21 protein-coding genes and 2 tRNA genes are annotated in these 23,333 nt (G+C 52.5%); 12 read left to right on the top strand and 11 right to left on the bottom strand.

What is annotated here, in order from left to right; all coding sequences use genetic code 11:
* The first annotated feature begins 176 nt into the window (after positions 1 to 176).
* Entirely contained in the window at positions 177 to 308 is a 132-nt protein-coding gene (locus EDC54_RS15640) for an entericidin A/B family lipoprotein (protein ID WP_132458414.1), read from the top strand.
* 578 nt (positions 309 to 886) lie between these two features.
* Here the strand turns inward: EDC54_RS15640 and blc are convergent.
* The 5 genes from blc to frdA form a co-directional block, all read right to left on the bottom strand.
* Positions 887 to 1,408, bottom strand: coding sequence for an outer membrane lipoprotein Blc (gene blc / locus EDC54_RS15645; RefSeq protein WP_132458531.1), 522 nt, complete (start codon positions 1,406 to 1,408; stop codon positions 887 to 889).
* A gap of 205 nt (positions 1,409 to 1,613) precedes the next feature.
* Positions 1,614 to 1,970: a fumarate reductase subunit FrdD gene (gene frdD / locus EDC54_RS15650; RefSeq protein ID WP_132458417.1), complete on the bottom strand. Its 357-nt coding sequence runs from the start codon at positions 1,968 to 1,970 to the stop codon at positions 1,614 to 1,616.
* Between the two features lie 14 nt (positions 1,971 to 1,984).
* Positions 1,985 to 2,380: a fumarate reductase subunit FrdC gene (gene frdC / locus EDC54_RS15655; protein WP_132458534.1), complete on the bottom strand. Its 396-nt coding sequence runs from the start codon at positions 2,378 to 2,380 to the stop codon at positions 1,985 to 1,987.
* A gap of 13 nt (positions 2,381 to 2,393) precedes the next feature.
* Entirely contained in the window at positions 2,394 to 3,128 is a 735-nt protein-coding gene (locus EDC54_RS15660; protein WP_132458420.1) for a succinate dehydrogenase/fumarate reductase iron-sulfur subunit, read from the bottom strand.
* Positions 3,121 to 4,917 carry a fumarate reductase (quinol) flavoprotein subunit gene (gene frdA, locus EDC54_RS15665; protein WP_132458423.1) on the bottom strand — a complete coding sequence of 599 codons (1,797 nt, stop codon included), beginning with the start codon at positions 4,915 to 4,917 and terminating at the stop codon, positions 3,121 to 3,123. Before frdA ends, EDC54_RS15660 begins: the two co-directional genes overlap by 8 nt.
* Before the next feature lie 472 nt (positions 4,918 to 5,389).
* Between frdA and epmA the strand changes: the two genes are divergently transcribed.
* Complete coding sequence (gene epmA, locus EDC54_RS15670; protein ID WP_132458426.1) at positions 5,390 to 6,367, top strand: elongation factor P--(R)-beta-lysine ligase; 978 nt, start codon at positions 5,390 to 5,392, stop codon at positions 6,365 to 6,367.
* 45 nt (positions 6,368 to 6,412) lie between these two features.
* Here the strand turns inward: epmA and mscM are convergent, their stop codons facing one another.
* From mscM to rsgA, 3 genes are all read right to left on the bottom strand, one after another.
* Entirely contained in the window at positions 6,413 to 9,733 is a 3,321-nt protein-coding gene (gene mscM / locus EDC54_RS15675) for a miniconductance mechanosensitive channel MscM (protein ID WP_132458429.1), read from the bottom strand.
* A gap of 51 nt (positions 9,734 to 9,784) precedes the next feature.
* Positions 9,785 to 10,810 carry an archaetidylserine decarboxylase gene (gene asd / locus EDC54_RS15680; protein ID WP_132458432.1) on the bottom strand — a complete coding sequence of 342 codons (1,026 nt, stop codon included), beginning with the start codon at positions 10,808 to 10,810 and terminating at the stop codon, positions 9,785 to 9,787.
* A gap of 140 nt (positions 10,811 to 10,950) precedes the next feature.
* Entirely contained in the window at positions 10,951 to 12,000 is a 1,050-nt protein-coding gene (rsgA, locus tag EDC54_RS15685) for a small ribosomal subunit biogenesis GTPase RsgA (RefSeq protein ID WP_132458435.1), read from the bottom strand.
* A gap of 323 nt (positions 12,001 to 12,323) precedes the next feature.
* Here rsgA and orn point away from each other — a divergent pair, with 323 nt between their 5' ends.
* The 4 genes from orn (at position 12,324) to EDC54_RS15705 (ending at position 13,761) form a co-directional block, all read left to right on the top strand.
* Positions 12,324 to 12,866: an oligoribonuclease gene (gene orn, locus EDC54_RS15690; protein WP_132458438.1), complete on the top strand. Its 543-nt coding sequence runs from the start codon at positions 12,324 to 12,326 to the stop codon at positions 12,864 to 12,866.
* Between the two features lie 216 nt (positions 12,867 to 13,082).
* Positions 13,083 to 13,158 (top strand) — tRNA-Gly (locus tag EDC54_RS15695).
* A 74-nt stretch (positions 13,159 to 13,232) separates the two neighbouring features.
* A tRNA-Gly gene (locus EDC54_RS15700) sits at positions 13,233 to 13,308 on the top strand.
* 225 nt (positions 13,309 to 13,533) lie between these two features.
* Entirely contained in the window at positions 13,534 to 13,761 is a 228-nt protein-coding gene (locus tag EDC54_RS15705; protein WP_230514543.1) for a DUF4102 domain-containing protein, read from the top strand.
* A 355-nt stretch (positions 13,762 to 14,116) separates the two neighbouring features.
* Here EDC54_RS15705 and EDC54_RS15710 read toward each other — a convergent pair whose 3' ends face one another.
* Entirely contained in the window at positions 14,117 to 14,431 is a 315-nt protein-coding gene (locus EDC54_RS15710; protein WP_132458441.1) for a type II toxin-antitoxin system RelE/ParE family toxin, read from the bottom strand.
* A gap of 4 nt (positions 14,432 to 14,435) precedes the next feature.
* The gene (locus EDC54_RS15715) at positions 14,436 to 14,690 is read right to left on the bottom strand and encodes a ribbon-helix-helix domain-containing protein (protein WP_132458444.1); all 255 of its coding nucleotides are present in this window, start codon (positions 14,688 to 14,690) and stop codon (positions 14,436 to 14,438) included.
* Between the two features lie 656 nt (positions 14,691 to 15,346).
* Here EDC54_RS15715 and EDC54_RS15720 point away from each other — a divergent pair.
* The 5 genes from EDC54_RS15720 (at position 15,347) to ahpF (ending at position 20,023) form a co-directional block, all read left to right on the top strand.
* Positions 15,347 to 15,550 carry a helix-turn-helix domain-containing protein gene (locus EDC54_RS15720; RefSeq protein WP_132458447.1) on the top strand — a complete coding sequence of 68 codons (204 nt, stop codon included), beginning with the start codon at positions 15,347 to 15,349 and terminating at the stop codon, positions 15,548 to 15,550.
* Between the two features lie 370 nt (positions 15,551 to 15,920).
* Positions 15,921 to 17,108, top strand: a complete 1,188-nt coding sequence (gene nhaA, locus EDC54_RS15725; RefSeq protein ID WP_132458450.1) for a Na+/H+ antiporter NhaA — start codon at positions 15,921 to 15,923, stop codon at positions 17,106 to 17,108.
* Positions 17,109 to 17,204: 96 nt separating this feature from the next.
* Complete coding sequence (locus EDC54_RS15730; RefSeq protein ID WP_132458453.1) at positions 17,205 to 17,570, top strand: hypothetical protein; 366 nt, start codon at positions 17,205 to 17,207, stop codon at positions 17,568 to 17,570.
* 187 nt (positions 17,571 to 17,757) lie between these two features.
* Positions 17,758 to 18,321, top strand: a complete 564-nt coding sequence (ahpC, locus tag EDC54_RS15735) for an alkyl hydroperoxide reductase subunit C (protein WP_132458456.1) — start codon at positions 17,758 to 17,760, stop codon at positions 18,319 to 18,321.
* A gap of 139 nt (positions 18,322 to 18,460) precedes the next feature.
* Entirely contained in the window at positions 18,461 to 20,023 is a 1,563-nt protein-coding gene (ahpF, locus tag EDC54_RS15740; protein WP_132458459.1) for an alkyl hydroperoxide reductase subunit F, read from the top strand.
* Positions 20,024 to 20,509: 486 nt separating this feature from the next.
* Here the strand turns inward: ahpF and queG are convergent, their stop codons facing one another.
* On the bottom strand, positions 20,510 to 21,649 hold the full coding sequence (queG, locus tag EDC54_RS15745) for a tRNA epoxyqueuosine(34) reductase QueG (RefSeq protein ID WP_132458462.1): 1,140 nt from the start codon (positions 21,647 to 21,649) through the stop codon (positions 20,510 to 20,512).
* Positions 21,650 to 21,793: 144 nt separating this feature from the next.
* Between queG and nnr the strand changes: the two genes are divergently transcribed.
* Positions 21,794 to 23,332 carry a bifunctional ADP-dependent NAD(P)H-hydrate dehydratase/NAD(P)H-hydrate epimerase gene (nnr, locus tag EDC54_RS15750; protein ID WP_132458465.1) on the top strand — a complete coding sequence of 513 codons (1,539 nt, stop codon included), beginning with the start codon at positions 21,794 to 21,796 and terminating at the stop codon, positions 23,330 to 23,332.
* The last annotated feature ends 1 nt before the right edge of the window (position 23,333 follow it).

The raw sequence follows: 23,333 nt of genomic DNA on the forward strand, positions 1-23,333 counted from the left end.
TGAGAAAGGCCGCCTTCCGTGAGGGCGGTTTTTTTTGCTCTTTTTTTTTTCAGAGTCCCCTCCTTTGTTTTGCGTTTCATGCGAAAACCCCCCCATAAGAATCAAAATTGGCTACGCTTAAAAAGCAGGGACTTTCGTCCTGTTGACATCCTACTCTCATAAAGAAGGAATCAAGTATGTTGAAGAAAGCGTTTATTGCCATTTGTTCTCTGGTTATTCTCTCTGCGGTTGTTGGGTGTAATACAACGCGCGGCGTCGGGCAAGATGTTGAAGCGGGTGGAAAAGCCATACAGCGTAGCGTTCAGTAACCTCCAATCATACTTCAAGCTCTCTGTACGTTGGCTTTGTTACTCCGCCCATTTATGGGCATGGTGTTAACGGGCCAACGTGTTGTCCCGTTGCGCGAATTATTCAGGGGAACGCTTGGCAAATAAGACGTAATCCTTTTTAGCGGGGAAAGGAATGGCATAATTGTTTTTCCGTAGTGAATAAAGGCGGAGTGAGCAAAGAAGTTATCTATCCCCGATATTTTTATTCCTGACGGTAAGCTGACTCATGTATTTATGTCATTTTTTTGTTCGGGTTTTTAGGCTATTTCAGCGGACTGGCCGGGAACATTGTCTTTTTTAGACCGTGGGACGCGCATTATTTAAATGTTTATTGTCGACCCCGAAAATAAATGGCACTTTTTCGGTCGCTTGTACCAGTTAATTGAGGGGATTGACGGTAGTAGGCGATGTTTCCGTATTCATATTGTTCTTCACGATAATTTAAACATGTCTTTGCCAACCGAATCGATTGGGCATTAAGTCGCACGCCACTTTCTTTAATGAAAGACCGCAGGAAAGACAAATAGGTTATCTTGTGCGGTCATCAGGGATTCTGTTTACTGATTTACCCAGATAAGCGACTCCGTCGGGAAACCGTAGCGCTTGGCCGTGGCAACTAATTTATCGCGCGTAGCATCATCCAACGTGGGTGTCCGCGAGAGGATCCACAAATAGTTGCGATTCGGGCCACAGATCAAGGCATAACGGTAATCTTCATCCAGTTCGATAATATTGTACCCGCCATAGAACGGCCCGAAAAACGACACTTTTAACGCGCCGCGCTGAGGTGAGCCCGTAAAGTATGCCTTTCCTGTACTTTCTTTCCATTCCTGCTTGTCGGTATTAAACCCCCGGTTGACGACTTTTACGCCTCCGTCATCGCGCAGGCTATAGGTAGCGGTTACGCGTTCCATATTGCGTTCAAAACGGTGATCGAGACGGGCTATTTCATACCAGGTGCCGAGGTAGCGGTTTATATCAACCTTTTCCACCACCGTGACATTATCGGGTGGAGTCACGCTACAGGCGGTGGAAAACAACGCAACCAATGCAACGATGTGCGTTTTCCATTGCCGCATTAGCTTGAAGAAAAAGGTGTTAAAGCGAGTTATTGCGAAGTGCATTATTAACGTCCCATCGTTCTCATCCTTTTACCAGTGTAGACGACAACGACGTGATGAGGCAGAGAAAACGAGGATCGCTTCCATCAACGGTTGGTTTCGTGCTGACAAAAAAGGCCTGCAAGAGGATGCAGGCCGTTTTGCATATAGTTACCGCATCACTTTACAGTGTGACGATGCCAATAAAGGTGACGACAGTCAGGATCGCCGCCAGACCATAGAACACCCATTTCCCGGCCGGAATGTGGATTTTCAGGTCATGCATCGCGTGGTGGATTCGGTGCAGCCCATACCAGATTGGCAACGCAATCATCAGTAATAAAAAGACACGGCCAACGAAGCTCTGGCTGAATGCAACAATGCGTTCATAAGTTAACGCCTCCGGGAATAGTCCCAGGGGCAGAATGATACCAACCAGCAGAACAATCACCGGCGTGAAGAAGGCGCTCCACATCCCTCCTGCACCAAACAGGCCCCAGAAAGGGGGTTCGTCAGAACGTTTTGGCGTTGGGTTAATCACATTATTTCTCCTGTTCAGAATAGTAAGGCGATCGCCAGAACGGCTATCGTTACTACCACGGTGACAGCCCACAGTCCTTTAATGACTGGCTCTGGCCCTATTTTTTCATCTTTAACGATGATGATGCTGGCCTTTGGCGCCAGTTCAAACCAGGTTTTGGTATGTAGCAGCGCTGCCAACAACGTAATGATATTAATCAGCAGTACCAACGGGTTTTGCAGGAAGCTGACAAAGTTAGCCCAGCCCTCCGGCCCGTTTTTCAGCGCAAAAACGCCGAACATCAGCACGATGCTGAACCAGACGGCAGGAACTGCCGTCGCTTCACGCAACATATAAAAACGGTAAAAACCCAGCTTTTGCCACCAGGTTGGCGACATGCCGCGAACATACGCTTTACGTTTGGATGTCATCATTGTCCCTCCCTTATTGTGGTTTCAGCATGGCGATCATAAAGTCTTTGGCGCTTTCGACTTTACCTTGCTGGATAGCAGCGGCAGGATCGACGTGCTTCGGACACACCTCTGAGCAGTAGCCTACAAACGTACAGGACCAAACACCGTTTTTGCCGTTTAACTGCGGCATACGCGCTTTCTTGCCGTGGTCGCGGTTGTCCAGGTTATAACGGTGGGCCAGCGTAATTGCCGCAGGGCCGATGAACTCAGGGTTCAGGCCGAATTGCGGACAGGCCGCATAGCACAAACCGCAGTTAATACAGCCGGAGAACTGGTGGTATTTCGCCATTTGCGCCGGCGTTTGGGTGTTCGGGCCGTCAGCCGGTTTACGATCGTTGCCGATGATATACGGCTTGATGGCTTCCAGACTCTCAATGAAGTGAGTCATGTCGACCACCAGATCGCGCTCAATAGGGAAGTTGCCCAGCGCTTCAACCTTCATACCGTTCGTGTAATCGCGCAGAAAGGTTTTACAGGCCAGTTTGGGCACCTTATTCACCATCATGCCGCAGGAACCACAGATTGCCATACGGCACGACCAGCGATAGGAGAGGTCCGGCGCCAGATTATCTTTGATATAACCCAGAGCATCCAACAGGGATGTCTGTCTGTTGTACGGGACGTCGAATGTTTCGAAATAGGGTTCGCTGTCCTTTTCCGGGTTATAGCGCATGACGTCTATTTTCAGGGTTTGCATATCAGCCATTCGCCTGCTCCTTCTTGCTTGCATCCTGCGCGTCGCCTTCTGCGCCATACACACGTTTGGCCGGCGGAAGTTTGGTGATCTTCACGTCGCTATACTCCAGACGGGGTGCGCCTTCCGGGTTATAGAACGCCAGTGTGTGCTTCAGGAAGTTAACATCATCACGTTCGGTGCAGCCGTCATCCAGACGCTGGTGCGCACCGCGGGATTCTTTACGGTTAATCGCCGAGTGCGCCATACATTCCGCGACGTCCAGACTGTGGCCGAGTTCAACGGCATACAGCAGATCGGTATTGAACACGCTGGAACGGTCGGTAATTTTTACGCGTTTAAAGCGTTCTTTCAGCTCAGTCAGTTTATCAACGGTTTTTTGCATCAAGTCGGTGGTGCGATAGATACCGCAGCCTTCTTCCATCGACATGCCCATTTCATCGCGGATTTTCGCCCAGCTTTCCGTGCCATCCTGATTCATCAGGTCGTGCAGACGCTGTTCGATATCACGTGTTTGTGCGTCCAGCGCGCTGCCGTTGGCCGGCGCTGCCGCTTGCGCGCGCTGTACCGCGTGCTCACCCGCGACCCGACCGAATACCACCAGTTCAGCCAGCGAATTCGAGCCCAGACGATTCGCGCCGTGCAGGCCAACAGACGAACATTCACCGACAGCAAACAGCCCTTTGATACGGGTTTCGCAGTTCTGATCGGTTTCTATCCCACCCATCGTATAGTGAGCCGTCGGGCGGATTGGAATCGGCTCTTTCACCGGATCGACACCGACATAGGCTTTCGCCAACTCGCAGATGAACGGCAGGCGCTCTTTGAGTTTTTTCTCGCCGAGGTGGCGCAGATCGAGGTAAACCACGTCGCCCAATGGCGTAGAGACCGTGCGGCCTGCGCGCCATTCATGCCAAAACGCCTGCGACACTTTATCGCGCGGCCCCAGTTCCATGTATTTGTTCTTCGGCTGACCCAACGGCGTTTCCGGCCCCATGCCGTAATCCTGGAGGTAACGGTAGCCGTCTTTGTTAACCATGATGCCGCCTTCGCCGCGGCAGCCTTCGGTCATCAGTATGCCGGAACCGGGCAAACCGGTTGGGTGATATTGCACGAATTCCATATCGCGTAGCGGGACACCGTGGCGAAAGGCCATGCCCATGCCATCGCCCGTCACGATACCGCCGTTGGTGTTGTAGCGGTAAACGCGGCCTGCGCCGCCTGTCGCGAGCACGACGGCGTTAGCGCGGATTTGAATCAGTGTGCCTTCCATCATATTAATGGCGACGACACCGCGAGCCTGACCGTCATCAACCAGTATATCCAGGACAAAATGCTCATCAAAACGCTGGATTTGAGGATATTTGAGGGAGGTTTGAAACAGCGTATGCAGCATGTGGAAGCCGGTTTTGTCCGCAGCAAACCAGGTACGTTCGATCTTCATTCCACCAAAACGGCGGACGTTGACAGACCCATCTGGTTTACGGCTCCACGGGCAGCCCCACTGTTCTAATTGGATCATCTCTTCAGGACAGTGCTTGACGAAGTGCTCAACGACGTCTTGTTCACACAGCCAGTCGCCACCGGATACCGTGTCATTGAAGTGATAATCGAAGCTATCATGTTCCTGCGTCACTGCTGCTGATCCGCCTTCTGCCGCCACGGTATGGCTACGCATAGGGTAGACTTTTGAGATCAGCGCAATTTTCAGTTGGGGATTGGCTTCGGCGGCAGCAATTGCCGCCCTTAAACCCGCTCCCCCGGCCCCGATAATGGCCAAGTCGACATTAAAGGTTTGCACCGCATTCCTCCAGTTACTTAAGTTAAGTAAGTTAAATTAAAAAAATAATATCAATTCATTTCTGTCGTTATATCTGAAATTAATATCGAATCTGCTTAAAACACGGTGATAGACATATAAAGAATAAGTCGATCTCTATTTTTTGTATGAGAATGATCATACCAAATTATGGGTAGATGAAATTTGATGTGATCACACATTTTTCGGTTTTTTCAGTAAGTCCTGTATTCACTGATAAAACGTGATCGAAAGGTTTATTTACAGGGAAATAATGCTTTTATTTCTTTAATAACTCTTTTGGATACGAGATAAAAAAATGATTCACTGGATATAATTTTTCGCCGTGAATCCGATGGCCCTCGCGAAAACGTAAGGGATACGCGTTAAAAAAACATAACCGACGTTTTTTCCGCTGGAAATTTGGGCTAGGGCGGGTAGACTGCACCCCCTGTTTGACTTTGGAGTAAGAACCATGAGCGAGACGACAAGTTGGCAACCAACGGCTTCTGTCGCTAATTTGTTGAAACGAGCGTCGATCATTGCGGCTATCCGGCGCTTCTTCACCGATCGTGGGGTACTGGAAGTAGAAACGCCAGCGATGAGCCAGGCGACGGTCACGGATGTTTTTTTATGTCCGTTCCAGACGCGCTTTGTTGGCCCCGGCGCAGCGGATGGGGTGACGCTGTATTTGATGACCAGCCCGGAATACCACATGAAACGCCTGCTGGCAGCCGGCAGCGGACCGATTTTTCAGCTGTGCCGCAGTTTCCGCAATGAAGAATCCGGGCGACACCATAACCCTGAGTTCACCATGCTGGAATGGTATCGTCCTCACTATGACATGTATCGCCTGATGAATGAGGTGGATGACCTGTTGCAGCAGGTGCTGGATTGCGAGAGTGCCGAGATGCTCTCTTATCAGCAGGCTTTTCTACGCCATCTGGACATTGACCCGCTGTCTGTTGATAAAGCGCAATTGCGTGAAACCGCAGAGAAGCTTGGGCTGGGAGATATCGCCTGCCGTGAAGACGATCGCGATTCGCTGGTGCAAATGTTGTTTACCTTTGGCGTTGAGCCGAACATCGGGCGTGACAAACCGGCGTTTGTCTACCATTTCCCGGCGACACAGGCCTCGCTGGCCGAGATCAGCTCGGAAGACCATCGCGTTGCCGAACGTTTTGAAGTGTATTTCAAAGGGATTGAGCTGGCGAACGGCTTCCGAGAGTTGACCGATGCAGACGAACAACGCCTGCGTTTCGAGCAGGATAACCGCAAGCGCGCCGCGCGTGGCCTGCCGCAACAGCCGATCGATGAAAATCTTCTGGCGGCATTGCAACACGGTTTGCCGGAGTGCGCGGGGGTGGCGTTAGGCGTAGATCGCTTGATCATGCTGGCGCTGAATGCCGAGAAGCTGAGTGACGTGATTGCGTTCTCTGTCGAAAGCGCGTAAACAACGCAGTGCAGGGCGATGGCATGGCCGCCATCGCCCCCTTCTTTATAAACTACCCGGTGTCTTCTGCCGTGGCGTCAGCGTTCTCCCGCTGCGCGACAGGTTATCTATTTTCATCTGGAACGGAGGGAAAGGCAGTTCCAGATCGTGTTTATGGTAGTTTTCCAAAATCAACTGATGCAGTTCGTGACGCAATGGCATGCGGTGTCCCATTTCGGCGGCGAAGACACGCAGTTCGAAAATTTGCAGCCCCTGTTGCAGGTCGACCAGAAACACTTCAGGCTCGGGCGTATCCAGAATCAGTGAACAGCGCTTCACCGCATCCTTGAGCAGTTCTGTCACTTGCTGACTATTCGCGTTCGCGGGCGCCGGTACGGTCATGACGACGCGCGTCACGGAGTCCGACAGCGACCAGTTGATGAACTGCTCGGTAATGAAGGCTTTATTCGGCACAATGATCTCTTTGCGATCCCAGTCGGAAATCGTTGTGGCGCGCGTATTAATGCGCATGACGCTGCCGGTGAGATCGCGGATTGTGACGGTATCGCCGATACGCATGGGCCGTTCAAACAGAATGATCAGGCCGGAGATAAAGTTGGCAAAGATTTCCTGCATGCCGAATCCCAACCCCAGACCGAGGGCGGCGACCAGCCACTGTAGCTTCGACCATTCGATCCCAATGAGCGAAAAGCCCATCATGCAGCCTATGAGCATCAGAATGTACTTGCTGATGGTGGTGATGGCGTAGCCGCTGCCCGGAGACAGATCCAGATGTTGCAGGATCGCCAGCTCCAGTAGCGCAGGCAGATTGCGTACCAACTGCGCGGTGATGATGAAGATCAGAATCGCGATAAGGACGGAGCCCAGCGTAATCGACTGCACGCTCTCAACGCCTTTCTCCGTGCTGGAGACATCCCACAGGCTGATATTTTCCATGAACGCAAAGGCCGAATGAATTTCCGACCACAGCACAATTACGGAGACCAGCGCAATCAGCGTCAGAATAGAGCGCACTAACTGCAAGGACTTCGCACTGATGGCGTCCAGATCGACGACCGGCTCTTCTACCGTTTCCGAATTACTTTCATAGGATACAGACGCAGCGTCTTCCTCGCCTTTGGCGCGCTGCGCCAGAATCTCCGACCGTCGTTGCTTGGCGCGATCGAAGGCGATGCGTCGACGCTGGATCAACATCCAACGGCGAATGATGTGATAAATCACGAGCAGGAAGAACCAGATCGAAACCGAGGTTTCCAACCGAGCCAACAGCGCCTGCGCGGTGGCCAGATAACCGATGGCGGAGGCCAGCGCCGCGATAAGCGGTACGCCGATGAGAATGTTCCACATCGCGCGATTAACGGAATTTTCCCCGGAACCTTCTTTATCCAGATACAGCGGGATGCCGGCGCGCTTCAACCCGGTAGTGACCAGGCTCAACGCCATACAGAGGAGAATGAAGCACAGCCGCCCCAGCGTACTGGAAAACTCGCGATCGTTGAGCTTATCAAAGGTAATCAACGCCATAATCAATGGGACGATAAAGGCGATCGAAAGGCGATAATAACGCATTGCTCTGGCTACGCGCTCCGGCGACCAGCGGAAGTGGACAATGAACAGCCCCTGCGGATGGGCGAATGAAGCACTGATCATCACCAGCCACATTAAGGGGACGGTCGCCGTTACACTGTCGCCGATCGCGACGGCCATTGGGTATGGCCAGGCGTTTTGCAATCCGTAGCCCAGCGCGGCCCAAAGCACCGGAAGCGGCAGGGCGGTGAGAATCGACCAGAATACGGTGCGCAGCGTCAGCATAAAGTGGTCAAGCGTCACTTTGCCGACGCGGCTGCTGGCGCGCTCCATAAACGCATGATAATGACGACGGGAACTGATACTGAAGCCAACCAGCAGCAGCGCCCCCAGCAGCGGCAGCACAGTTTCCCGGCTGGTCACCATCATCACCAACGCGCTACCCAGTTGCGTTAGCGTGTCTAACGAAAGCAGGCGCGTCAGGTCCTGCACCAGATTTAACGGATAGGCGAAGGTTATGGGGTCGACATCGGCCACCCAAAACAGGTAACGATGGGCTGCCTCACGCGTTTCGGTCAAGGCGTCCGCCAGTTGATTATTGGCGACTTTGAGTTTGGTCAGTTCCAGTATCTGTGAATCGCAGCCGGAGATCAGCGAAGTCAGCAGGTCGCGCTGGGTACGCATCTGATCGGCCAGAATCCGCTGCTGCGTACTGCTCAGCGGCGTTCCGTCGTCCTGCTCGGCTTTATCGAGCTCCTGAGGCTTATTGATCAGATCCTCGAAGTGCAGGCGCTGCACGCGTAGCTGCGCCATGTCGCTATCCAGCATCTGAGGTTTAGGCATTTCCGGCAGGCGGGCTATCTGCGCCCGAAGGGTTTCGCCCAGTACGGGAGAGACGCCAAGCCACTGCGCCTGTTCGCGAATCGTGCTCAGTGCCTGACGCACCTGAATCGTGTGCGTAGTGGCCTGGCGTTGCTGAGAGGCAATGAGATCCATCCGCTGTGCTTGCTGGTTCAACGCGACGGACAGTTCGCGGTTAACCTGTAACTGCTTACTGATGACAGCGGGTAAATCGCCGCTTTGCTCGGCCAGCAGTTCCGTGCGCTCAAGCGCTTGCTCCGCTTCACGCTGGCGTAGGTTGTTAAGCCGACTGCGCAAATCCTGCTGTAGCACGTCCAGCCTGTCGTGGCGTTTTTTATACAGCTCGACGCGTAAGCGTGACAACTCCTGGCGGTTGCTGGCTGAAAGCTGTGCCAGCTCCAGTTCATCTACCCGGCTTTTCCGTAGTGCGGATTCCGCCTGAAGCGCGATTAGCTGGGCTTGTCCCAACGGCGTGGCGGGCGTACCGAGAGACTGAATACGGCGATCCGTATCGCTTAGTGAACGGCTGGCTTCGGTTTGCTGCTGCGGAAGCTGGCTCAGCGAATCGCTGATTTCACGCAGTCGATCCTGTTCCTGTTGAAGCTGTCGGCCCTGTTCCAGGAGTTGGCTACTGGTTTGCAGGAGCAACTGTTCGAGATCGTTACTGGAGAGGCTCGCTGAAATCGGCGACGGTTTGCCGTCTTCGGCGTTAATCTGGCTGCGTAATTCCTGTACCAGCTTGGGGAAATCATCAATGACGCGTTGGTACTGCGTGGCGCGCTCCTGCGCCTCTTTGCGATCCTGCAAGGCATTCAGAGCCGCCTGATACTCTTCAACGATTTTCGCCTGATCGGGCGCGCCTTTGTTGGCTTCAGCCTGTTGCAACTGCTGGCGTAACTGCGCCTCATTAGGCTCGGCGGCAGCCAGCGTCGCGGTTGATAATAAAAATCCCAGCAGAAAAATCAGAATCGGACGCACGTTAGCTACCTTTCACAAACGACAATCTACCACGACAAAGTCAGGCGTTACTTACGGCGCATCGGGCTTATGGCCCGTCTGACCGGAAGTCTCCGCCGCCGTTTTGGGTTCATTAGCCGGAACAGATTCAGAGGCGGCGATCGCAGGCGATTGTGCTGCGCCGCTTTCCTCAAGCTCGGTCCCTTCCGGGAAGACAACTGGCGCTTGCTCTTCCTGGCGTACCTCGGCAAAGGGTTCGCCCACGCGGGTCACACTCATGGTGTTAAGGTGGGCGGAGAACTGGAGATCGCCGGCACTAAACAGGTTAATCACGGTTGAACCCAGATTAAAGCGGCCCATTTCCTCGCCTTTCGCCAATACAACCGCGCCTTCTTCACCCGCTTGCGGGTAGGTCCAGCGCTTAATGATACCTTCACGCGGCGGCGTGACCACGCCTGACCACACGGTTTCGATGCTGCCGACGATCGTCGCGCCGACCAGAATCTGTGCTAAGGGGCCAAATTCCGTATCGAACAGGCAAATGACGCGTTCATTACGAGCAAACAGGTTTGGCACATGATCCGCCGTCAGCAAGTTGACGGAGAACAACTCACCCGGTACGTAAATCATTTCACGCAGCACGCCGTCGCACGGCATGTGGAGACGGTGATAATCACGCGGCGACAGGTAAATGGTGGCAAACAGGCCATCGCGAAATTTCTCGGCCATGACATAGTTGCCCGCCAGCAGCGCTTCCAGCGTGTAGTTGTGATTCTTTGCCTGAATCAGTTTGCCTTCAGTAATGGGGCCAAACTGCGAGAGCACGCCATCTGCGGGTTGCACCAGTCGGTGTGCATGGGGATCGATAGGACGAACGCCGGGGCGCAAAGGGCGAGCGAAGAATTCATTAAAGGTGCGATAGGAGGCCGTGTCGGGTTGCTGCGCTTCCTGCATGTTGACACCGTATTGGCGAACGAAAAGGTCGATCACCAGTTTGGTGAGTTTTCCCGCACGCTGATTCGCTCCCCATCCGGCTAAGCGAGTCAGCCAGATTTTGGGAAGCCAATACTGTAATTTGATTTTGATATTATCCAGCACAGTGAACCTCTTGGATTAGTTGTGCGCCAATGAAACAACCTTTCCGGGAAATGAAGGTTAGCGTGCCTGTTTCCCGGAGAGCATGAGCGGATTCACTCACCCGTAAAGGGGGCGCATTGTAACGACGGCAATGATAAATGTCAGTTATCTGTATCAGAAAAGCCTTTACGCATTTTTACCTGCGCCATGCTTTCCAGAATCCGGTGATAGTTATCAAAACGTTCTGCGGCGATCTCGCCACGCTCTAGTGCGGCGTGGATAGCGCAACCGGGATCGGTGTCGTGCTTGCAATCACGAAATTTACAGGCGCCGATGTATTCACGGAACTCGATGAAACCACGAGTAATTTGTTCTGGCTCCAGATGCCACAGGCCAAATTCGCGCACGCCGGGGGAATCGATCACATCGCCGCCGTGTGGGAAGTGATAAAGACGGGCTGCGGTCGTGGTGTGTTGTCCCAGCCCTGAGTTATCGGAGACGTCATTCACCAGAATACGCTCTTCATCCAGTGCGAGCAGCGCGTTAAGCAAGCTGGATTTTCCGACGCCCGATTGTCCGGCAAAAATGCTGATGCGGTCGGTCAGCGCCTGCTCCAACTCGGACATGCCCTGCTGAGTGTGGCTGGAAACCATCAGTACGCGATAGTGGAGTGCGCGGTAGATATCCATCAATTCATCAACAAACTGGCGGGACGCGTCATCCAGCAGATCAATTTTATTCAGCACGATCAGTGGTTCGATCTCCAGCGTTTCGCAGGCGACCAGATAACGATCGATAATATTCAGCGACAGCTCCGGCAAGATCGCCGAGACGATCACGATCTGATCGATATTGGCAGCGATCGGTTTAACGCCATCATAATAGTCAGGGCGCGTCAGCACTGATTGACGGGGGTGAACGGCTTCTACTATCCCGCTGATGCCTGCCAGCGTTTCATGGCCGGGCCGCCAGACGACGCGGTCGCCGGTGACCAGCGATGAAACGGTTCGGCGAATGTTGCAGCGATGCACCGCGCCATCGGCGGCTTCCACATCGGCATGCATACCGAACCGGCTGATGATAATGCCTTCCTGCGCATCGCCCAACTGGCTATCTTCCCATTCAACTTTGCTTTCCGTTTTCTTCAGGCGGCGCTGGTGGTTCGCGCTGACCCTACGCTGCTGACCTTTCGACAGTTTCTTTTTGCTCACTGAGCCTCACTTAATACGATTCATCGTTCGTCGCGGATCGCGATCGCCCACCGCGTTGGAAGCGGTTATACCCAGCCATACGTGCTGAACGGGATACTTTCTCTCTCAGCACGCCCTCCGGGTTACGCCAAAGACAAGGCGAATGCCATTCCGGCAAATTCGTCGCTATGTCGACGTCTTCCTGCAATTGACGCTATTTAGGGTGTATAATACACGCTATTTGATTTTAATTAACTGATGCCAGTTTTGTCGGTATCAGCATTGAAATCGTCATTCGTCCCCCTGTGTCTGCGAGTCGGCACAGTGCAACAGGAACGCCCTCGATGGTAGATGAAAATAACCTGATCTGGATCGATCTTGAGATGACGGGTCTGAATCCGGAGCGGGATCGCATTATTGAGATCGCCACGCTGGTCACGGATGCAAACCTGAATGTACTGGCGGAAGGGCCGGTATTGGCGGTGCATCAACCGGATAGCCAATTGGCGCTGATGGATGACTGGAATGTGAGTACGCACGGCGCCAGCGGGCTGATCGATCGGGTTAAAGCCAGCACGACGGACGAACGTGCCGCCGAGTTGGAAACGCTGGCGTTTTTGCAGCAATGGGTGCCTGCGGGGAAATCGCCGATCTGTGGCAATAGCATCGGTCAGGATCGTCGTTTCCTGTTTCGTTACATGCCAGAGCTGGAAGCTTATTTCCACTACCGCTATCTGGATGTCAGTACGCTCAAAGAGCTGGCGCGTCGCTGGAAGCCGGAAATTCTGACGGGGTTTAAAAAGCAGGGGACGCATCAGGCGATGGATGACATTCGCGAATCACTGGCCGAACTGGCCTATTACCGCGAGCATTTTTTGCAGTTGTAGACCTTAATCCTGTGGTGTGAAGCGATGAAAGGCGATTATTTGTCTATCCTTACGTCGAATCGCCTGTTTTACCAGCGCATTGTTTTTTTTATCAGCAGTCAGACAAATTTTCATTTTTGGGGGCTTGCGGTTAAACGGATTTCTCGTATAATGCGCACCCCGTACCGGTGAAGAATTTCAATTAAAGAACTTCAACATTGTGTGCGGTTTTCCCGAGCGGGAATAGCTCAGTTGGTAGAGCACGACCTTGCCAAGGTCGGGGTCGCGAGTTCGAGTCTCGTTTCCCGCTCCAATTTTTATCACTGTTTGTCTCTGCAAGCGGTGTGCAGTAATAAGACGTAACGCTTGTTACCGTCTTTCTGATACGCGGGAATAGCTCAGTTGGTAGAGCACGACCTTGCCAAGGTCGGGGTCGCGAGTTCGAGTCTCGTTTCCCGCTCCAATTCTTGTTCTATAGATGTCCATTAACGTCTGTAGTTCTCTGATTAAACAGGGTAATCGCTCTGTTGCGCCTCCAGCGAAATCCGCTGAAAACCACCGCCAACCACGCCGAAGTAGTACACAAATTAGTACACGAAAATCGGGTGAACGGTGGGTGCGGATTGTTTGCTGAGTCGCTTCCCTGTGCGCGGTACACCCCTCTTCAACCTTGAAGGAGGCATACCCTATGGCGTTAACCGATGCCGTCACCCGGCAGGCCCGCACCACCGGCAAAGCCTATACCCTGAACGACACCGACGGGCTATCGCTGTTCGTGACCGCCAACGGCGCGACGAATTGCGCGCGCCGTTGGCCGGGGGCGTCGATCCGCGCGGCTACCGCCCGCAGTCCAACGCCGCGTCACAGAAAACCTTTGATGCGGTATTCCGCCAGTAGCGCGACTTCAAGGCGCTGAGTCTGGAGCGCGGACGGCAAAGAGCGCGGGCGGAAACACCCGCCTCGGCTTCGCGAAGAATGTTGATGGTCTGTTCGTCGGAAAAACGCTTCTTCATGGGGTTGTCCTCATGTTGCTGATGAAGACATTACTAACATCGCTGTATGTTAATCAATGGGGAGCAGGTCAAATGCACTCCATTGATATCAGGAAAGAAAAGCATGAGCTATTTTGGTTTGGTACCTTAAGATATTTTCAACGTCCGCTCGGCACTGAGCCGACAGTCAGATCTGATAGACCCAGAGTAGCAAGATGTCAGATTGAGTACGAATCAACGCACCTTAGCTCATTTAAGAATAACCATGCTGAGCCGCTATCAAATGCTAAAATCTTCTCGAAACCGATCAATCTGATGCATTCGATCGTGCAGAACTGTCGTGATACCGATGTCGCCGTTTGATAGTCTGCGCCAGTAGACAACATGTCGCTCGTAGCGAAAGAAGAAACCTTCTACCCCAAATTCAGCGGGTACTGAACGCGATGCGACTCCATGGGTTTCTATTTTGGAAAATTCCTGAAACAGGCCGGTAATGTAACGATCTGCTTGCTCTATACCCCATCGATCGCGCGTGTATCGGTAGATCTCGTCAAGACGATAAGAGGCGGCTTCCTGTATGCGAACATTGGCCATACGATCAGACCTTGTTGCGTGCGATGATATCAGCGGCGGTCAAGGACACGTATGAAGACTCTGGCGCAGCAAAGGCATTGGTCAGTTCGGCCTTAAGTCGTTCGAATGCTTCCGTCTCTACCCGCTCCTTGTCCCGGCGGATCAGGTCTCGGACATACTCGCTGACGTTGTCGTAAGCGCCGTTTTCGCCGACGTTGGCGGCCACGAAGTCGCTCAGCGGCCCTTTGAGGCGAACGGTCATTGTCGTGGTTCGGCACATGGTGTGTTCCTCATTGATGAATCTCGTATTGAATATAAGCAAAAAATAATACAAAAACAACGTAAGGTCATATGCTACAAGGTATAGGTTAGACAAATAAAGAAGCCTATTATCATAAAGTTATGCAACTTTGGCTCATTATGTTTGGCGAGGAGATAAAGATAATATTAATCGGGAAGAGCGATTGAGTTTTAATTGCTGTTTAAAGGCGCTGTGAATGCGTTTGTTTGACGAGCCCCAAAAAAAGCTAATTTTAAGTCTCGACTGAAACTGACAGTATCAAATTAGCGTTAATAAACTAAGACTTGTCACTCAGCGCTTATCTCGTTTCCCGCTCCAATTATTGTTCTATAGATGTCCATTAACGTCTGTATCCTATTGATTCAACAGGGTAATCGCGCTGTTGAGCATCCAGCGAAATCCGCTGAAAACCACCGTCAACCACGCCGAAGTCATACACAAATTAGTACACGAAATCGGGTGCGTTATGGGTGCGGATTGTTTGCTGAGTCGCTTCCTGTGCGCGGTACACCTCTCTTCAAACCCACGTCGATTTTAATTATATCCATTCGGCCTATAACCATTCGCCTTACGTTGAGCAGCGGATGAAGATGTAGGAATGGCCCGGCCGGCGGGAGCGATGGAACTGGTGACGAATAAGAAAGCAGGGAACAACGATGGCGGCAATTTCCAGAGAGGCAGGGCTGGTGTCGTCCACGTTAGCAAACGCGCTGACGCGACACTGGCCGAAGGGCGAGCGTCTGATCGCCGAAGCGTTGAATAAACGCCCCGAAGAGATCTGGCCTTCACGTTATCAAAACACCGGGCGCGGACAGAGTGGGGCAGGGGAGTCAGAGTGAAGGCCCTCCCGGCGTAAATTCACAAAACTTTACATTTTGCACTAATAGATTTCGGCGCTCCCTAACGGATTTCTATGGAATGGAAATGGGAGCCAACAAGCGGAGCGCGTTCGATGTGGACCCTGATTGCGGCATGAGTGAATACGGCACTGCACCCGGGGGAATATCATGGTGTCTCACGTTGGTAGGATGTCCTACGCGATCGACTAGAAATCGTTTAATGCCGTCCAATTTAGATGCGAACTGGCCGATTCTTGTAGAAATATAAGCGCGCCGATGTTATTTCTTAACAAAGCGCGTGCTGCGGTGCTGCGGGTTACCCCGAAATCCACGGAGACTTCGATCAACCTCTCATAAGGAGTGTTAACCCATGTCTTCTACAATCTCCAGGGGCCGCATTCAGTCCACCCTCCGCCAATTTCTCGACAATGAAGCATCCGGCGGCATCATTCTGATGTTCGTCGCCGCGCTGGCAATCGTGACGGCAAATTCACCTTTGGCAGAAACGTATTTCCATGTTCTGCATGTCTATATCGGGCCTCTCAGCATTCAACACTGGATCAATGACGCCCTGATGGCGGCTTTTTTCCTTTTGGTCGGTCTGGAAATAAAGCGAGAGATGCTTGATGGACAGCTGTCGAGCTGGAGCAGGCGCATCCTGCCCGGTGCGGCGGCAGCAGGCGGAATGGTCTTTCCAGCGTTATTCTATATCTATTTCAACTGGAACGACCCGACAACGATCGGGGGATGGGCTATTCCGACGGCGACCGACATTGCTTTTGCGCTTGGCGTTCTATCTCTGTTTGGAAACCGCGTTCCTGCTTCGCTGAAAATTTTTCTCGCCGCATTAGCGATTATCGACGATCTCGGCGCAGTTATCGTAATCGCACTGTTCTACACGGCCGACCTCAACCTACTCGCACTTTTTGGCGCGGCATTAGTGATCGGCAATCTCGTCATCTTCAACCGGATGGGCGTGAAGAGATTGTGGCCTTACCTGGTTCTCGGCTCGGTACTCTGGGTGCTGGTGTTTTTATCCGGCGTCCATGCGACGCTGGCTGGTGTTATTCTGGCACTCACCATTCCGTTGAAACTCACCCCTGGCACTCCTGAGGCCACACATTCAGAATCCCCGCTTCATAAGTTGGAGCACTTTCTGCACAAACCCGTTGCGTTTGTCATCGTCCCGATTTTCGGGTTTGCCAATGCGGGCGTATCCTTCGCCGACGTGTCCATGTCGATCTTCGTGGAGCCGCTCACCATGGGCGTCGCCACTGGGCTGTTACTCGGTAAACTCATTGGCGTTCTCGGAACCGTGGCAGTTCTCGTAAAACTGAATCTTGCTGAATTACCCATGAAAGCGAGCTGGGGGCAGATGGCGGGTATTGCCCTGCTATGCGGTATCGGCTTTACGATGTCTCTGTTTATAGGTTTGCTGGCATTCAGCGATCCGGGCGTACAGGACCGTGTCAAGATCGGTATCCTGATGGGATCAATCTCATCCGGCGTGCTTGGTGCGATCTTACTCATGGTATTTGGTCGCCGAACTGTGGCGTAGATGCGCATAAATATGGTAGTTGATGCGTCGTCATTTTATTTCTGTTTATTTAAAATAAACTATAATTTCATACTGGGTCACAATGAGGCTAATAGTATGAAATACAATGTGTTTTTTGTGGTTCTTTTTCTCAGTGGGTGCGTCTCTCAATGGGAGAGAGAATCAACGTCGGCAGTTGATTTCAATAACGCTTATAGCGTGTGTTCTGCTGACGCTGAAGCAAAGTTCCCGGTAAAAAATGAAGTGGCCACTCAAGTAAAAACAGTTCAGAAATATGATAGATGCACAAAAGCGGATAGGTGTGGTGATAAAAAGTATGACATGGTTAACCGAGTCGTTAGCGAAAACTACAGCCTTGATGTGAATAAAAACGATAGGAATGCATTAATAAACACATGTATGAAATCAAAAGGTTGGGGATCGAAACGTGTATTCGGTAATCCTTTCGCTTCTGCCTTCTGATTTTTTCAAGACGCTCCCTGTCTAGTTGGGCCGGGCCTTTACGATGAACCGCACTCTTTATTCTCTGGCCGCGTATTTTTAATGCCAAGTTAGGTATTACTTATTGATTCGATAAACACAACGGATTGGTGATGGCGATCACGTTTCTGTACTTTATCCGCATGCCAAAACCTATGAGGATACAGTGATGTCAGTAATCAATACCCAAGTTAAACCGTTCAAAAATATGGCTTTTAAAGACGGCCAATTCATTGAAGTCACAGAGAAGGATATCGAAGGCAAATGGAGCGTATTCTTCTTCTATCCTGCTGACTTTACCTTCGTTTGCCCGACTGAACTGGGTGATGTTGCTGATCATTACGACGAGTTCCAACAGCGCGGCGTGGAAATCTATTCTGTGTCCACGGATACCCACTTTACGCACAAAGCGTGGCACAGCAGTTCAGAAACGATTGGCAAAATCAAATACACCATGATCGGCGACCCGACAGGGCAACTGACGCGTAACTTTGAAAATATGCGCGAGGCAGAAGGTCTGGCCGATCGCGGTACGTTTATCGTCGATCCGCAGGGCATTATTCAGGCAGTAGAAATTACGGCTGAAGGTATTGGCCGCGATGCTTCTGACCTGCTGCGTAAAGTAAAAGCGGCTCAATACGTCGCATCCCACCCTGGTGAAGTCTGCCCGGCCAAGTGGAAAGAGGGCGAGGCTACGCTAGCGCCGTCTCTGGATCTGGTTGGCAAAATTTAAGCCGACACCACCAGAAATAGGATTGTTTATCGGGTGCGTCGCACCCGTTTTTTCTGGCGCGATCCTCTGACGGAACAGCACTATTCGCGCTCTTGCTCCTGTTTTACCTTTGTACCACTTGCCTAATTAAGGATGACCGATGCTCGACAATACGATGAAAGTCCAGTTGAAAGCTTATCTGGAAAAATTAACCAAACCTGTTGAGTTGATTGCGACTCTGGATGACTCCGCTAAATCCACGGAAGTCAGAACCCTGCTGAGCGAGATCGCTACGTTGTCCCATCAGGTTAATTTCATTGAAAACAATAGCCTGTCTGTGCGTAAGCCATCGTTCCTGATTACGAACCCAGGTTCACAAAGCGGCCCGCGTTTTGCCGGCGCGCCGATGGGCCACGAATTTACCTCGCTGATTCTGGCGTTATTGCAGGTCGGTGGCCATCCGTCAAAAGAAGCGAAAGAATTACTCGACCAAATCCGCGATCTTGAGGGGACGTTCCACTTCGAAACCTACTACTCTCTGTCCTGCCACAACTGCCCGGATGTCGTTCAGGCACTCAATTTAATGGCGGTTTTGAATCCGAATATCACGCATACCGCGATTGACGGCGGCGTGTTTCAGGATGAGATACAAAATCGTAATGTTATGGGCGTTCCCACGGTTTTCCTGAACGGCGAACATTTCAGTCAGGGGCGGACAAGCCTTGCGGAGATTGTGTCTAAAATCGATACCGGCGCGGGCGCTAAACAGGTTGAGCAACTGAACCAGCGTGGCGTCTATGATGTGTTAATCATCGGTAGCGGCCCGGCAGGAGCGGCGGCGGCGGTCTACTCGGCGCGTAAAGGGATCCGTACCGGACTGCTGGGCGAGCGTTTCGGCGGGCAGGTACTGGATACTGTCGATATCGAAAACTATATTTCCGTGCCGAAAACGGAAGGTGCCAAGCTCGCGACCGCGCTGAAGAGCCACGTTGATGACTACGATGTCGATGTTATCGACGCGCAAAGTGCGGAAGCCTTAATTCCTGCAAATGAGCCGGGTAAAGCGCATCAGATCATCACGGTGTCTGGCGCGACCTTGCACGCGCGTAGTGTCATCATCGCCACTGGCGCACGCTGGAGAAACATGAATGTGCCCGGTGAAGATCAGTACCGTACGCGCGGCGTAACTTATTGCCCTCATTGCGACGGTCCGTTGTTCAAAGGTAAGCACGTTGCGGTGATTGGCGGCGGGAATTCCGGCGTGGAAGCGGCCATCGATCTGGCTGGCGTGGTGAAACATGTCACGCTGCTTGAATTTGCGCCAGAGCTGAAAGCAGACTCTGTATTGCAGGATAAAGTGCGTAGCCTGCCGAACGTCGATATCATTTTGAATGCGCAAACCACGGAAGTGAAGGGCGACGGACAGAAAGTAACCGGGTTAAGTTACAAAGATCGCGTGACTGACGTCGTGCATGATTTACCGCTGGAAGGGATTTTCGTGCAGATTGGCCTACTGCCAAACACGCACTGGCTGGAAGGGACAGTCGCGCGAAACCGTATCGGTGAGATTGAAATCGATGCGAAATGTGAAACCAGCGTGAAAGGGGTTTTTGCCGCGGGTGACTGTACGACGGTGCCCTATAAGCAGATCATCATTGCTACCGGCGAAGGGGCAAAGGCCTCGTTGAGCGCCTTTGATTATCTGATTCGAACCCGAGCATAGCCTTTGATTGAGAGACGCGGACGCTGCCGCTCAGGCTTTTCAAGGTAGTCACTTTCCACGCGGCGACGTTTCTCACTGTGAAGCGTCGCCGCGTTTTTTCTTTTCATCAGAAAATTAGATCTCGACTCTTGCCAAAGACGGGCAACAAATTCATAATGCTGACCGTCTTATGCTGTTGAATGCTTTTCTGTTGTTACGCCGCGAGCGTTGCAGGTTGGCGTGATCGCAACTCACATCGTTTTATCAACAAATACAAAAGATCATCTTTTTCTTAACAGACTTATCCACAGGCTGTAGGCCGTTTATTTATTAATCATGTTTCGTCGCTTATAAAACGGCGATAGTTATTTTATTGATTTTTATTATAAAATTTTACTTAAAAAATGTTATGTCGATCGCTTGTACTTTTTGTGACGGTTGATTGACAACGGTTTTTTATAGTTATTCACAGCGCGCGCGACAAACAGATGACAATCGTAAGTCGGGTTATGCATCGCGCGGCAATCCTTTTTCCACCGCTCGAGTCAGCCGTTTTTTCTGGGCGGGCTGGATATCAATTTCCTGTGACGCGCGACGTTCCAACTGCTGGTGAAGCGCCCAGTGGATATGTTCGTCCAGGAGCTCGTTTTCCCCCAGACGAGCTTGTAGCGCCAGTACGATATTATCCTGATAAGGCGCGTTTCCCAGTGCGACGGCGATATTACGTAACCAGCGAAGATGGCCGATGCGGCGAATCGCCGATCCTTCCGTAATACGAAGAAACTTCTCTTCGCTCCAGCTAAATAATGTTAGCAGTTCCGGCGTATGCAGCGCAGCCCGCGGACTGAAATCGGCTTCGTCGGTGAGTTGTGAAAACCGATTCCACGGGCAGATAAGCTGACAGTCATCGCAGCCATAGATACGGTTGCCCATCAACGGGCGGAATTCTTCAGGAATCGGGCCTTCCAGTTCTATTGTCAGGTAGGAAATGCAACGTCGTGCGTCAACGGTATAAGGGGCGACAATCGCGCCGGTCGGACAGGTCGTCAGGCAGGCGACACATCGACCACACTGCTCTTCCTGAGGCTGGTCGATGGGCAGGGGTAGGTCGATCAGTAGTTCGCCGAGAAAGAACCATGAACCTGATTCTCTGTTAAGAATTAGTGAGTGTTTACCAACCCACCCAAGCCCAGCTTTAGCGGCTAAAGGACGTTCTATTATGGGGGCAGAGTCGACGAACGGGCGAAAATTCAAGTCACCGCAGTATGCCTGAATCTGGTCACCGAGCTTCTTCAGGCGTTGACGTAAGAGCTTGTGATAATCACGACCCAGAGCGTAACGGCTGACGTAGCCAAGCTGTGGATTTTTTAAGGTGCTGGCGAACGCCGCTTTAGCGGGGAGGTAATTCATGCGCACGCTGATGACGCGAAGCGTGCCGGGCAACAGCTCATGCGGGCGGGCCCGGAGCATACCGTGGCGTGCCATCCACTCCATTTCTCCGTGGTACTGCTTATCCAGCCAGGCTTGAAGCCTCGGTTCTTCGGCGGACAGGTCGGTGTCACAGATGCCGACCTGCTGAAATCCTAATGCTTTTCCCCATTGCTTGATGTGTTGTGCTAATTCATTGAGATCGTAGGGATATGACATGGTCGGCCACAGAGATAAACAGGACGCACGGATGATATCATATCCACATCGCGGAACCGATGGCCGCAGAGAGTGAGGAAGGCTGGCGGACGTTTAGGTTGCTTGCTAATTTTAAGTCATGGTGATGAAAAATAAGCGCAAATTATGATGAGTGACGATGGGAAGCGAAAAGACAATTTGCCTCATGCGGTGTTCTATGGCGAGTGGGTTCGCCGTGAAGAGGCCAGCGCTGCCGCTGAGTCAGGGCTTTCGCTGTGGGAACTGATGCAGCGTGCGGGAGAGGCTGCATTTCAGGTCGCTCGTCAGCGCTATCCTTCGGCCCGGCGCTGGCGGGTGCTTGCCGGACACGGTAATAATGGCGGCGATGGGTATGTGGTCGCCAGTCTGGCGCTGAGGGCAGGTCTTGAGGTGGAGGTTATCGCCTGTACCCGCGATAAGCCGCTACCTGATGATGCGCATCTCGCCCGGCAGCATTGGCTGGCGCAGGGGGGACGCGTTGTTGAGATTGTTGATGGGGTGGAAGCCGCGATACCCTGGCCGGATGATATCGATCTTATCGTGGATGGGCTGCTCGGCACCGGCCTTTCCGGTGCCCCACGGGCGAGTTATGCCGCGTTAATTACGCAGGCTAATGCCGCTTCTGCGCCGATTGTGTCACTGGATATCCCCTCTGGCTTGAATGCGGAAACCGGCGCCTGTGCCGGCGTCGCGATCCGTGCGGCGCATACGGTAACGTTTATCGCGCTGAAGCCGGGGCTATTGACCGGTCAGGCGCGTGAGCAGGTCGGGCAATTGCATTATTGTGCGCTAGGGTTGCAGGATTGGTTGAAGCGTCAAACCGCACCGATACAGCGGCTAACGGCAGAACGGCTGACTGAGTGGCTATTGCCTCGCCCGGCCGGGCAGCATAAAGGGAATAATGGCCGACTGCTGGTGGTGGGGGGCAGTGCCGGACTGGGTGGGGCGGCGCTGATGGCCTCGGATGCCGCCTTACACAGTGGCGCAGGATTGGTGCGAGTACTTACTCACAAACAATATCTCTCGGCGTTTCTGACGTCCCGCCCCGAGCTGATGGTGCAAGAACTCACGGCGGATACGCTCCGACAGGGGCTGGAATGGGCCGATGTGGTGGTGATTGGGCCCGGTCTGGGACAGGATGAATGGGGGAAAAATGCCCTGCGCATGACAGAAAATTGTAACAAACCCATGCTATGGGATGCTGATGCATTGAACCTGCTGGCAATCAACCCGCATAAACGGCAAAATCGCGTGTTGACGCCCCATCCCGGTGAGGCGGCGCGTTTACTGAATTGCCGTGTATCTGATATTGAAAGTAATCGCTTACTTGCGGCTCGAAAGCTGGTAAAACGCTATGGTGGCGTTGTCGTCCTAAAAGGCGCGGGAACGGTGATTGCCGACGATCAGGAAAACATCGCTATTGCTGATGTCGGCAACCCCGGTATGGCGACGGGGGGAATGGGCGATGTGCTGTCAGGCATTGTGGGTGGTTTGCTGGCGCAAAAGCTCTCGCTGTATAACGCGGCTTGTGCGGGGTGTGTCGTACACGGCGCATCCGCCGACTGGCTGGCGCTGCGGCGTGGCACCCGGGGGATGCTGGCCACCGATTTGCTGCCCGTGTTGTTCCGATATGTTAATCCCGAGCGGATGTTTTTAGAAAAATAGA

The sequence above is a fragment of the Samsonia erythrinae genome, from assembly GCF_004342665.1.
GTDB lineage: Bacteria > Pseudomonadota > Gammaproteobacteria > Enterobacterales > Enterobacteriaceae > Samsonia > Samsonia erythrinae.